The 11,751-nt window shown below is 69.8% G+C and carries 10 protein-coding genes; 2 read left to right on the top strand and 8 right to left on the bottom strand.

Features of this window, described 5'->3' with window-relative positions:
- Window positions 1–19: 19 nt before the first annotated feature.
- Both MD221_RS00690 and MD221_RS00685 read left to right on the top strand, forming a co-directional pair.
- Window positions 20–184: a hypothetical protein gene (locus tag MD221_RS00690; RefSeq protein ID WP_242107013.1), complete on the top strand. Its 165-nt coding sequence runs from the start codon at window positions 20–22 to the stop codon at window positions 182–184.
- 134 nt (window positions 185–318) lie between these two features.
- Window positions 319–1,467, top strand: coding sequence for an MvdC/MvdD family ATP grasp protein (locus tag MD221_RS00685; protein WP_242107011.1), 1,149 nt, complete (start codon window positions 319–321; stop codon window positions 1,465–1,467).
- A 13-nt stretch (window positions 1,468–1,480) separates the two neighbouring features.
- Here MD221_RS00685 and MD221_RS00680 read toward each other — a convergent pair whose 3' ends face one another.
- The 8 genes from MD221_RS00680 to nusA form a co-directional block, all read right to left on the bottom strand.
- Window positions 1,481–2,305, bottom strand: coding sequence for an aminoglycoside phosphotransferase family protein (locus tag MD221_RS00680; RefSeq protein ID WP_242107009.1), 825 nt, complete (start codon window positions 2,303–2,305; stop codon window positions 1,481–1,483).
- Between the two features lie 199 nt (window positions 2,306–2,504).
- Window positions 2,505–4,613 (bottom strand): polyribonucleotide nucleotidyltransferase, encoded by a 2,109-nt coding sequence (gene pnp / locus MD221_RS00675; RefSeq protein ID WP_242107007.1) that lies wholly within the window; start codon window positions 4,611–4,613, stop codon window positions 2,505–2,507.
- A gap of 147 nt (window positions 4,614–4,760) precedes the next feature.
- On the bottom strand, window positions 4,761–5,021 hold the full coding sequence (gene rpsO / locus MD221_RS00670; protein ID WP_242107004.1) for a 30S ribosomal protein S15: 261 nt from the start codon (window positions 5,019–5,021) through the stop codon (window positions 4,761–4,763).
- A gap of 249 nt (window positions 5,022–5,270) precedes the next feature.
- A complete protein-coding gene (locus MD221_RS00665; RefSeq protein ID WP_242107002.1) occupies window positions 5,271–5,906 on the bottom strand; it encodes a hypothetical protein in 636 nt (211 codons plus the stop codon).
- A gap of 69 nt (window positions 5,907–5,975) precedes the next feature.
- A complete protein-coding gene (gene truB, locus MD221_RS00660) occupies window positions 5,976–6,953 on the bottom strand; it encodes a tRNA pseudouridine(55) synthase TruB (RefSeq protein ID WP_242107000.1) in 978 nt (325 codons plus the stop codon).
- Between the two features lie 158 nt (window positions 6,954–7,111).
- The gene (gene rbfA, locus MD221_RS00655; protein ID WP_242106998.1) at window positions 7,112–7,489 is read right to left on the bottom strand and encodes a 30S ribosome-binding factor RbfA; all 378 of its coding nucleotides are present in this window, start codon (window positions 7,487–7,489) and stop codon (window positions 7,112–7,114) included.
- A 16-nt stretch (window positions 7,490–7,505) separates the two neighbouring features.
- On the bottom strand, window positions 7,506–10,109 hold the full coding sequence (infB, locus tag MD221_RS00650) for a translation initiation factor IF-2 (protein ID WP_242106996.1): 2,604 nt from the start codon (window positions 10,107–10,109) through the stop codon (window positions 7,506–7,508).
- 114 nt (window positions 10,110–10,223) lie between these two features.
- Window positions 10,224–11,735: a transcription termination factor NusA gene (nusA, locus tag MD221_RS00645; RefSeq protein WP_242106994.1), complete on the bottom strand. Its 1,512-nt coding sequence runs from the start codon at window positions 11,733–11,735 to the stop codon at window positions 10,224–10,226.
- Window positions 11,736–11,751: the final 16 nt, after the last annotated feature.

Below are 11,751 nucleotides of genomic sequence, written 5' to 3'. Positions count from 1 at the left end.
GGCGCATGCAGGAGATGTCATGAACCAGAATGACAAGACCGAGTCCACCCGCCCGCTCGCCCGCAACGTCGCCCGCGAACTGACGCCGGCCGAAATCGCGGCGATCGCCGGCGGCAGGCCGGACACCACGCACGCCACCGGTCCCAACGGCGACGACCCGGCCGATCCGGGCCAGCTGGACTGAACCGCATCGACGACCGCATGGACGCAGTTCCTGTCGTTTGACGCGGCCCAACCGCCTGTCCGGGCGGTAGCAGTCCCGATGCGCCCCGCGAGCCGGGGCGCATTTGCGTCGAGCCCCTGGAGTCCGCATCCCGCATGACCTCGCATTCGCGCAAGCCCTCGGCCGTCGATCCGCCGGCCGCCAATCCGCTCATCCTGTCCGTCTACGCCCACGACATCCACGCCCACGCCGTGCGCTGGGGACTGCGCCGCAACGGCTACGCGCCGGTCTGGGCGCACAGCCTGGCCGACGAGGCGCTGACGCCGGCGTCGCTGGAATTCGACGACCAGGGCGGCGTCGCCGCCTTCGGCGCACTCTCGCCCGGCGCCGTCAGCAGCGTCTGGTTCCGCCGCCCGAGGTTTCCCGAACACTTCCCGCGCACCCAGGAGAGCGACCTGCCGTTCGTGCGCAACGAGTGGAAGCGCTTCCTCCTCAACGCCTACGCCGTCGCCGACGCGCTTGCGGGCACGTTCTGGGTGAACCGGCCCAACGCCGCGGTCGAGGCCGAGAACAAGCTGGTGCAGATGCGCGCCGCGCAGCGCTGCGGCCTGACCTTCCCGCGCACCCTGGTGTCCTCGGACCCGGCGCAGATCCGCCGCTTCGTCGCCGACAACGGGCAGGTGGTCTACAAGCCGTTCCAGACCCACACCTGGCAGGACGCCGAAGGCCGCATGTACAGCACCTACGCGCGCACCATCGACGCGGCGATGCTCGAGGACGAGGACAGCCTGCGCCAGTGCCCCGGCATCTACCAGGCGCTGGTGCCCAAGACCCACGACGTGCGCGTCACCGTGGTCGGCGGCCGCTTCCTCGCCGCCAGGCTCGAGGGCGGCGGCGACGCCACCTTCGTCGACTGGCGCGCCTCCTCCATCGGCAACCGCGTCAGCAGCAGCGCGACGACGCTGCCGGCGGCGCTGGAAGCGAAGATTTCCGCGCTGATGCGCGAACTCGGCATCGTCTTCGGCTGCGTCGACCTGGCCATCGACGCCGAGGGCCGCGCCCACTTCCTCGAGGTCAACCAGTCCGGGCAGTTCCTGTTCCTGGAGCATTCGGTGCCGGAGTTGCCGATCCTGCAGGCCGTCTGCGCGATGCTGGGGCAGGCCCGCGCCGATTACGCGATCGAGGCGATCCAGGGCGTGTCCTACGCCGACTACCTGGCCAGCGACGAGCACCGGGAATGGTGGGACGCCGTCAGCGGCGACATCCGCCAGGACGGAAACATCCCCGGCGTCAGCCTGGAATGAGGCGCGGCGACGCTCAGGCGGAGACGAGCGCCAGCAGGCGCGAGGCCTCGCCCGCCACCGCCAGCGGATGCGAGGCTTCCTCGTCCGCGCCGTCGCCCAGCCACCACGCCGCCGACAGGCCGGCATAGGCCAGCAGCCACTGCAGCAGGCGGCGGCGATCCAGCCGCGCCGCCTCGGCGACGACCTCGACGCGCCGCGCCACCCGCTGCGGCGCCAGCGCGAATTCCTCCTCGGGATTGCACAGCATGTTGGCGTAGTCGAAGCCGCGCTCGCCATGCAGGCGCTTGGGATCGATGGCGAGCCAGCCGCGCCGTTCGCCGAAGTCGAGCACGTTGTCGTGATGCAGGTCGCCGTGCAGCACGACCGGATCGCGCGGCGCGTCCAGCAGCGCCCGCGCGGTGGCCTCGGCCTCGGCCAGCACGCCGCCGTGCCGCGCGGCCATCGGCGCCAGCTCGACGAACCACTCGCGCAGCGTCAGCAGTCCCGCCGGCGGCGGTTCGGGGCGGGCATGCAGATCGCCGACCACGGCGCAGAGGATGCGCGTGGCCTCGTCGTCGCGGCCTTCGCGCACCATGCGCGTCAGCGATCGCGTTCCGGTGGCGCGTTCGAGCAGCAAGGCGCCGCTGGCGGCCTCGTGTGCAAGCACCCGCGCGGCGCCCCGGCCGTTCCACCACGTCATCACCACGCCGCCCAGCTTCTCTTCCGCCTCGCGCGCGAGCTTGAGCATCCCGGGCGTGCCGTCGGCGCGGCGCACGGGCAGCAGGTCGCTGCTGTGGGTATGGATCGGCGCGCCGTCGGCGACGAGTTCCCAGCGGTCGAGATAGGGAGCGAAAGGCATGCGGCGGACTCCGGGAAGTGCCGCGCCGGCCGTCGGCGGTTGCGCGCGATGCGTCCGCCCATCGCGGCGGCGACGGCTTGCTGGGTTGCGGATGAGGTGCGGCCTTCGCCGGCGGTCTTCAAGGCGCGGCGCCGCGGCGCGCGCAAAAGAAAAGCGGGCCGAGGCCCGCTTTTCCGATGCGCTGCGATGGCGGGGCCGCTTATTCGGCGGTCACGCCCTCGCCTTCCTCGACGGCCTTCATCGACAGGCGGATGCGGCCCTGCTTGTCGACTTCCAGCACCTTGACCTTGACCACGTCGCCTTCCTTGAGCTTGTCGGAGACCTTCTCCACGCGCTCGTTGGAAATCTGCGAGACGTGCACCAGGCCGTCCTTGCCGGGCAGGATGGTGACGAAGGCGCCGAAGTCCATCAGCTTGACCACCTTGCCCTCGTAGATGCGGCCCGGCTCGACGTCCGAGGTGATCTGCTCGATGCGGTCCTTGGCGGCCTGCGCGGCGGCGGCGTTCACCGAGGCGATGACGATGGTGCCGTCGTCCTGGATGTCGATCTGGGTGCCGGTTTCCTTGGTGATGGCCTGGATGGTCGAACCGCCCTTGCCGATCACCTCGCGGATCTTGTCCGGGTGGATCTTCATGGTCAGCAGGCGCGGGGCGTACTCGCTCAGCTCGCCACGCGGCGCGGTCAGCGCGCTGCTCATCTCGCCCAGGATGTGCAGGCGGCCCTGCTTGGCCTGGGCCAGTGCCACCTTCATGATCTCCTCGGTGATGCCCTGGATCTTGATGTCCATCTGCAGCGCCGAGATGCCGTTGGCGGTGCCGGCCACCTTGAAGTCCATGTCGCCCAAGTGATCCTCGTCGCCGAGGATGTCGGACAGCACGACGAAGGCGTCGCCTTCCTTCACCAGGCCCATGGCGATGCCGGCCACCGGCGCCTTGATCGGCACGCCGGCGTCCATCAGCGCCAGCGAGCTGCCGCAGACCGAGGCCATCGACGAGGAGCCGTTGGACTCGGTGATTTCCGAGACCACGCGGATCGTGTACGGGAACTCCTCCATCGTCGGCATCACCGCCAGCACGCCGCGCTTGGCGAGGCGGCCGTGGCCGATCTCGCGACGCTTGGGCGCGCCGAAGCGGCCGGCCTCGCCCACCGAGAAGGGCGGGAAGTTGTAGTGGAACAGGAAGTGTTCCTTGTACTCGCCGGCGATGGCGTCGATGATCTGGCCGTCGCGGGCGGTGCCGAGCGTGGTGATGACCAGCGCCTGGGTCTCGCCGCGGGTGAACAGCGCCGAGCCGTGGGTACGCGGCAGCACGCCGACCTTGGAGGCGATCGGGCGCACGGTGTCGAGCGCGCGGCCGTCGATGCGCACCTTGGTGTCGAGCACCGCGTTGCGCATGGTGTAGTACTCGAGGTCGCCAAACTCCTTGCCCAGGTCCGCGGCATTCCAGCCCTCGGACTCGGCGCGCGGCGCCAGGGCGCCCAGCACGTCCTTCTTGATCGCCGAGATGGCGTCGCGGCGCTGCAGCTTGTCGCGCACCTGGAAGGCCTCGGCCAGCTGGCCGCCCACGGCTTCCTTCAGCGCGGCGACCAGCGCCTCGTTCTTGGCCGGAGCCTGCCAGTCCCAGGACTTGGTGCCGGCCTCGGTGACCAGCTCGTTGATGGCGTTGATCACCACCTGCTGCTGCTTGTGGCCGAACACCACCGCGCCGAGCATCACGTCCTCGGACAGCTCCTTGGCTTCCGATTCCACCATCAGCACGGCCTGCGAGGTGCCGGCGACCACCAGCTCCAGCTCGCTGTCGGCCAGCTCGGAGGCGGTCGGGTTGAGCAGGTACTGGCCGTTCTTGTAGCCGACCTTGGCGGCGGCGATCGGGCCCTGGAACGGCGCGCCGGTCAGCGCCAGAGCGGCGGAGGCGCCGATCATGGCCGGGATGTCGCCGTCCACTTCGGGATTGAGCGAGACCACCTGGGCGATGATCTGCACTTCGTTGCGGAATTCTTCCGGGAACAGCGGACGGATCGGACGGTCGATCAGGCGCGAGATCAGCGTTTCCTTCTCGGTCGGACGGCCTTCGCGCTTGAAGAAGCCGCCCGGGATGCGGCCGCCGGCGTAGAACTTCTCGACGTAATCGACGGTGAGCGGGAAGAAATCCTGCCCTTCGCGCTGCGACTTGGCCGCCACTGCGGTGACCAGCACCACGGTGCCGTCGATCGAGACCATGACCGCGCCGCCGGCCTGGCGGGCGATCTCGCCGGTCTCGAGCGTGACCGTCTGATTGCCGTACTGGAAGCTCTTGGTAACTTTTGCCACGTTGGGAATTCCTGGATTGGGCTTGCGATGGACTAGCGATGAACCGCGCGGGGCCCCTGCCCCTGGCGGGCGGACCGGCACGGCGGGCGCCGCGCCTGATCCATAAAATAACCGCGGCGCATTGCTGCGCCGCGGCGTGGTGTTCGATTAACGACGCAGACCGAGCTTCTCGATCAGGGCCTTGTACCGCGTCGCGTCTTTGCGATGCAGGTAGTCGAGCAGGCTGCGACGGCGGTTGACCATCTTCAGCAGGCCGCGACGGCTGTGGTGATCGTGCTTGTGGGTCTTGAAGTGCTCGGTGAGGTGGCTGATGCGGGCGCTGAGCAGGGCGACCTGCACTTCCGGCGAACCGGTGTCGTTATCGCCGCGCTTGTTGTCGGCGATGATCTGGTTGGTGTCGATGGACATCTGGAGGCCTTTGGTAGACGCGAAGCCGACAGGAACGTCCCGGGATGTGCCGGAAGCGCACCGTTATGGCTCGCCGTGAACGGGATGGTGCCGGAAAAATCGGCGACGTAGTGTACCGGCCGGAGCCTTGTGAAACAAGGCTTTAACGAAACGGAACCGACGGCCAGGGGCCGGGACGGCGCCGCATCGGGCATTTTCCGGCCGCCCGCCGCCGTCCGCGGACGGCGGCGCGTCCGGATCGCACCCGGCTCAGGGCGCCTGGTCGGGCGCCGGCGCAGGCGGGGCGTCCGGCGCCGGGGCCTCCTTGGCGCCCGCCCCCTGCTTCGAGGCCGACAGCATCTGCATCGCCTTAGCCATGCCCTCGATCTCCCCGTTCAGCAACACCTTCCAGGCGCCGCCGCGCCGGCGCAGGCTGACCACCTCCATCTTGGTGATGCCGATGCCCATGGCGGTGGCGCTGGTGCGGGTGACCACATGGCGCAGGTCCTCGCCCTCGGGGACGCTGCCCAGGATCTGCGAGGCGCTGATCCCGCCGCCCATCGAGGACAGGCGCGCCATCATCCCGCCCATGAAGGCGGCGAAGAATTCGGCATCGCCGGCCTGTTTCAGGCTGGCCGGGTCGGCGCCGTCGAACAGCGCGTTCGCGCCCGGCTGGCCCGAGGCGGAGGCCGCGTCGACCACCGGCTGCAGCATGCCGCGGAAGCGCTTGAGCGCGTCCTCGTCGAACAGCGCCGCGGCGCCCTTCCAGTCCGAGGCCTTGATGCGCGCATACAGCTCGGCGGCGACGGCTTCCGGGTCGCCGGCCCCGGCAGGCGCTTGCGCCCGGCACGCCGGGGCGAAGCCCAGGACCAGCGCCAGCAACAGCGGAAACATCATGGTCTTCATCGCGTACTCCTTTTCGCAGTCATGAATTCGCAGTCATGAAAAATGCGGCGGAACGTCCCGATGGCGCCATTACCCCGGCGCGGCGGCGCCCACCGCCCAGCTGAACATGCGTTGCGGGCGCAGGCGGCCGGCGACGTCCACCTCGCCCAGTCCCAGGGCACGGCCGCGCAGATCGAAGATCGCCACCGCGCCCTCGGGCCGGAAGCCGCCCTCCACGCCTTGCCCGTGCGCCAGCCGCGCGGCCTGCACGGGGCTCACGTCGACCGGCGGCCACGAGGCCATGCCCGTCTCGATCGGCAGCAGGCAAGCATCAAGGCCGTGCTCGCTTCGCCGCGCCAGCGCCTCCAGCGCCTCGAAGGTCCACAGCCGCGGATCGCGGAAGGGATCGACCCACAGCCGCCGCAGCTCGGCGACGTGGGCGCCGCAGCCCAGCGCCTCGCCCAGGTCGCGCACCAGGCTACGCACGTAGGTGCCCGAGCCGCATTCCACGTGCAGGCGCAGTTGCGGCGCATCGGGATGGTGCAGGCTGTCGAGCAGGTCGGCGGCCGACTGCAGCTCGAAGGCATGCACGTCGATCTCGCGCTCCTCCACCTCCACCGTTTCGCCGCGCCGGGCCTTGGCGTACAGCGGCTCGCCGCCGCGCTTGAGCGCGGAGTAGATCGGCGGGCGCTGCAGGATGCGGCCGTGGAAGACGCGCAGCGCGCGGTCGATGTCGTCGATGCTCAGCGCCGGCACCGGGCGCTCGCGCAGCGGCTGCCCGTCGGCGTCGTCGGTGTCGGTGACCACGCCCAGGCGCGCGACCGTGTCGTAGGCCTTGCGCGCCCCGAGCAGGCCGCCGGCGATCTTGGTGGCCTCGCCGAAGCACACCGGCAGCAAGCCGGTGGCGAGCGGGTCGAGGCTGCCGGTATGCCCGGCCTTCTCGGCGCGGAACAGATGGCGCACGCGCTGCAGCGCCTGGTTCGAACTCAGGCCGCGCGGCTTGTCGAGCAGCAGGATGCCGTCCAGCTTGCGGAACGTGCCCTTGCGCGTGCGCGGCTTCTGGCTCATCGGGCGTGAGAATGCTTGTTCGCCGCACGCCGATCAAGGGCTCGGCGGGGCATCCGTGCCGGCGCTCGGCAGGCGCGGCCCTGCCGGCGGCGCGCCAGCCGGTCCGTCGGCCGATCGGAGGATCGCATGCGGAGGATCGAAGCGTTCGCGAACCGGCGTTACGTCGGCTCGGAACCTGTCGGCTCGGAGCCGCCCGACAGGTCGCGCAGCAGGTTGTCGATGCGCTCGCCCCGATCCACCGAATCGTCGTAGTGGAAATGCAGCTCCGGGACGTGCCGCAGCTTCACCGCGCGGGCCAGGCGGAAGCGCACTTCCGGCGCCACGGCGCGCAGCCCCTTCATCGCCTCCTCGGCGCGCTCGGGCTGCAATGCGGTGACGAACACCTTGGCGTGCGCCATGTCGCGCGTGACCTCCACGTCCGAAACGCTGACCGAGGGCAGTCCGTGCTCCTGCACGGCCTCGCGCACCAGCGTGCCCAGCTCGCGGCGGAGCTGGGCGGAAATGCGGTCGGTGCGATGGAAGGACTTCTGCGCCACTAGAACATGTCCATGCTTACAGCGTGCGCTGCACTTCGATGCGCTCGAAGCACTCGATCTGGTCGCCCGGCTGCACGTCGTTGTAGGCCTTCACGCCGATGCCGCATTCGGTGCCGCTGCGCACTTCCTCGACGTTCTCCTTGAAGCGGCGCAGCGATTCCAGCTCGCCCTCGAAGACCACCGTGTTGTCGCGCAGCACGCGGATCGGCTTGGCCTTCTTGACCACGCCCTCCACCACCATGCAGCCGGCGACGGCGCCGAACTTGGAGCTGCGGAACACGTCGCGGACCTCGGCGATGCCGATGATCTCCTCGCGGATCTCCACGCCCAGCAGGCCGGAAGCGACCTGCTTCACCTGGTCGATGACGTCGTAGATGATCGAGAAGTAGCGCAGGTCGAGCGCGTTGGAATCGATGACCTTGCGCGCGGTGGCGTCGGCGCGGACGTTGAAGCCGATGATCGTGGCCTTGGCCGCCGCGGCCGAGTTGGCGTCGGACTCGGTGATGCCGCCCACGCCCGAGACGATGACGTTGATGCGGATCTGCTCGTTCGACAGCGCGGTGAGCGCCTGGCGCAGCGCTTCCACCGAACCCTGCACGTCGGCCTTGATGACCAGGTTGAGCGACTGCTGCGCCTCGCCCTGGCCCATCTGCGCCATGATGTCTTCCATGCGGTTGCCGGCCTGGGCGACCAGGCGCGACTCGCGGCGCTTGGCGTCGCGCTGCTGGGCGACGTCCTTGGCCAGGCGCTCATCGGCGACCACCACGAAGTCGTCGCCCGCGTCCGGCACGCCGGACAGGCCCAGCACCTGCACCGGGATCGACGGGCCGGCGCTCTGCACCTGCCGGCCGTTCTCGTCGAACAGCGCGCGCACGCGGCCGTACTGCACGCCGCAGACCAGGTAGTCGCCCTTCTGCAGCAGGCCCTGCTGCACCAGCACGGTGGCGACCGGGCCGCGGCCCTTGTCGAGCGAGGATTCGATGACCACGCCGGTGGCGCGGCCTTCGGGCACGGCCTTGAGCTCGAGCACTTCGGCCTGCAGCGAGATCGCGTCGAGCAGGTTGTCCACGCCCTGGCCGGTCTTGGCCGACAGCTCCACCATCTGCGTGTCGCCGCCGAAGTCCTCGGCGACGATTTCCTGGCCGAGCAGCTCGTTCTTGATGCGTCCCGGGTCGGCGTCGGACTTGTCGACCTTGTTGATCGCCACGATCAGCGGCACGCCGGCCGCCTTCGCATGCTGGATCGCCTCGATCGTCTGCGGCATCACGCCGTCGTCGGCGGCCACCACCAGCACCACGATGTCGGTGAGCTTGGCGCCGCGCGCGCGCATCGACGTGAACGCGGCGTGGCCGGGCGTGTCGAGGAAGCTGATCACACCCTTGCCGGTTTCGACGTGGTAGGCGCCGATGTGCTGGGTGATGCCGCCGGCCTCGCCGGAGGCCACCTTGGTGCGGCGGATGTAGTCGAGCAGCGAGGTCTTGCCGTGGTCGACGTGGCCCATGATGGTGACCACCGGCGGACGCGCGACCTTGTCGCCCTGCACTTCCTCGGCGTGGGCGAGCAGCTCGGTCTCGGCGTCGTCCGCGTCGGCGCGCACGGCCTTGTGGCCGAGTTCCTCGGTGACCAGCACCGCGGTGTCGTGGTCGATGCTCTGGGTGATGGTGGCCATCACGCCCATCTTGAACAGCGCCTTGACCACGTCGCCGCCCTTGAGCGCGAGTTTTTGCGCCAGGTCGGCCACGGTGATCGCCTCGCCGATGGCGACCTCGCGCACGATCGGCGCGGTCGGCCGCGAGAAGCCGTGCTCCCCGCCGCCGCTGCGGCTCTGCTCGACGTTGCGGCGCGCCTTCGGCTTGCCGCGCGCGGTGGTGCGGCGCGCGCGCTCGGAGGCGCTCAGGTGCAGCTGGCCGGCGAAACGCGCGGCGTTGTCGTCGTCCTCGACGCTCGTCACCATGACGTGCGAGCCGCGGGTCTTGTGCTTGTGGGCCGCGCTGGTGTTGCGGTCGTCGCTGCGCGGCGCCGCCGGCTTCGGATGGCCGTGTCCGCCCACCTTGCGCGCGGCGGGAGCCTCCTCGTCGCGCTGCTCGGCCGCGCTGGCCGCGGCCAGCTGGGCCTCGGCGCGCAGCCGCTCGGCCTCGGCCTCCTCCTGGCGCTTGCGCTCGGCGGCCTCGTCGGCGCGACGCTTGTCCTCTTCGGCCAGGCGCTGCTGCTCGGACAGGTTGCGCTGCCTGGATTCCTCCAGCTTGCGCAGGATCTCGGCCTGCTCGTCGTTCTGCGGCGCGCCCTGCGCGCCGGCGGCCTCGCTGGGCTTGACCAGCGTGACCTTCTTGCGCACGACCACGTCGACGGTGGTCTTGTTCTTGCCGCCGCCGACGGTGAGTTCCTGCTTGCGGCTGCGGTTGAGCGTGATCTTCTTCGGCGCCACGGCCTCCTCGGCCGGCTTTTCGGCCTTGCCGTGGGTGCGGCGCAGGAAGCCGAGCAGCTTGACCTTCTCGGTGCTGGTCACGACCTGGTCGGGGTCGTTGAAGGGCATGCCCGCTTCGGACAATTGCTCCAGCAACTTCTCGACCGGCGTGTTCACCAGTGCGGCCAGCTTGCGGATGGTGGTTTGCTGCGACATTCGGTTTCCGATGTTTTGGTGCGCGGGCCGCGGCCCGCGCGTGATATGACGATTTTAGTTCATGGCCGGGGACCGTAGATCATGCGACGTGCGGTTTCGGTTCCGAGCCGGCGTTCAGCCTTCCCGTTCCAGCCGTGCGATCTCCTCGGCGCGGGCGGCCAGGATCAGCGCGGCGGCGCGCGCCTCGTCCAGCCCCTCGATACCGAACTCGACCACTTCGTCCGCGCCCAGGTCCGACAGGTCCTCGCTGGTGCGTACGCCGTGCTCGGCCAGGGCGAAGGCGGTCTCCTCGTCCATGCCGGCCAGCTGCAGCAGGTCCTCGGCGGGGGCGTTCTCGTCCAGCCCCTCCTCCACGGCCAGGGCGTCGTTGAGCAGCGCATCGCGGGCGCGGGCGCGCAACTCCTCGACGATGTCCTCGTCGAAGCCTTCCACCGCCAGCAGCTCGCCGACCGGCACGTAGGCGATTTCCTCGACCGTGGTGAAGCCCTCGGACACCAGGATGCCGGCGATTTCCTCGTCGACCTCCAGCTTGTCCTGGAACAGCTGGCGCGCGGCGGCCTGCTCGGCCTCCGACTTCTCGGTGACCTGGTCCTGGGTCATCACGTTGAGCTGCCAGCCGGACAGGCGGCTGGCCAGGCGCACGTTCTGGCCGCCCTTGCCGATCGCCTGCGCCAGCCGCTCCTCGGCGACGGCCAGGTCCATCGAATGCTTTTCCTCGTCGACGATGATCGACTGCACTTCCGCCGGCGCCATCGCGTTGATGACGAACTGCGCCGGGTTGTCCGACCACAGCACGATGTCCACGCGCTCGCCGTTGAGCTCGTTGGACACCGCCTGCACGCGCGAACCGCGCATGCCGATGCAGGCCCCGATCGGATCGGTGCGGTTGTCGTAGGCCACCACGGCGATCTTGGCGCGGTCGCCCGGATCGCGGGCGCAGGCCTTGATCTCGACCAGGCCCTGGCCGACTTCCGGCACCTCCAGCTTGAACAGCTCCATCATGAATTCCGGCGCGGCGCGGCTGATGAACAGCTGCGGGCCGCGGGGCTCGCTGCGCACGTCGTACAGGTAGCCGCGGATGCGGTCGCCGGCGCGCACGACGTCGCGCGGGATGGCCTTGTCCTTGGGGATGAAGGCCTCGGCGTTGCCGCCGAGGTCGACGTAGACGTTGCCGCGCTCCACGCGCTTGACCACGCCGGTCACCAGCTCGCCGACGCGGTTCTTCCAGGCGTCGACGACCTGCGCACGCTCGGCCTCGCGCACGCGCTGCACGATCACCTGCTTGGCGGCCTGGGCGGCGATGCGGCCGAATTCGGCGTTCTCGATCTGCTCCTCGATGTAGTCGCCGACCTCGGCGCCCTCGCTTTCGTCGACCGCGTCCATCAGGCGGACCTGGCGGTCGGGCGATTCCATCACCACGTCGTCGGCCACCACTTCCCAGCGGCGGAAGGTCAGGTAGCTGCCGTCCTTGGGATCGATCTGCACGCGCGTAAGCACGTCCTGGTCGTGGTAGCGCTTCTTCGCCGCGGTGGCGAGCGCCGCCTCGATGGCTTCCAGGATGACGGCTTCCGGCACGCCCTTCTCGTTGGCGACCGCGTCGACGACTAGCAACAGTTCCTTGCTCATTCTGTTAGACCTCTGA

It is taken from the genome of Luteimonas aquatica (assembly GCF_022662575.1).
Taxonomy (GTDB): domain Bacteria; phylum Pseudomonadota; class Gammaproteobacteria; order Xanthomonadales; family Xanthomonadaceae; genus Luteimonas; species Luteimonas aquatica.
Note: the sequence above shows the minus strand (reverse complement) of the source record. Positions and strands in the feature narration are given on the sequence as shown.

Coding starts and splice junctions, on each gene's coding strand:
- MD221_RS00690 (WP_242107013.1), top strand. CDS start 20: ATGAACCAGAATGACAAGACCGAGTCCACCCGCCCGCTCGCCCGCAAC.
- MD221_RS00685 (WP_242107011.1), top strand. CDS start 319: ATGACCTCGCATTCGCGCAAGCCCTCGGCCGTCGATCCGCCGGCCGCC.
- MD221_RS00680 (WP_242107009.1), bottom strand. CDS start 2,305: ATGCCTTTCGCTCCCTATCTCGACCGCTGGGAACTCGTCGCCGACGGC.
- rpsO (WP_242107004.1), bottom strand. CDS start 5,021: ATGTCCATCGACACCAACCAGATCATCGCCGACAACAAGCGCGGCGAT.
- MD221_RS00665 (WP_242107002.1), bottom strand. CDS start 5,906: ATGAAGACCATGATGTTTCCGCTGTTGCTGGCGCTGGTCCTGGGCTTC.
- truB (WP_242107000.1), bottom strand. CDS start 6,953: ATGAGCCAGAAGCCGCGCACGCGCAAGGGCACGTTCCGCAAGCTGGAC.
- infB (WP_242106996.1), bottom strand. CDS start 10,109: ATGTCGCAGCAAACCACCATCCGCAAGCTGGCCGCACTGGTGAACACG.
- nusA (WP_242106994.1), bottom strand. CDS start 11,735: ATGAGCAAGGAACTGTTGCTAGTCGTCGACGCGGTCGCCAACGAGAAG.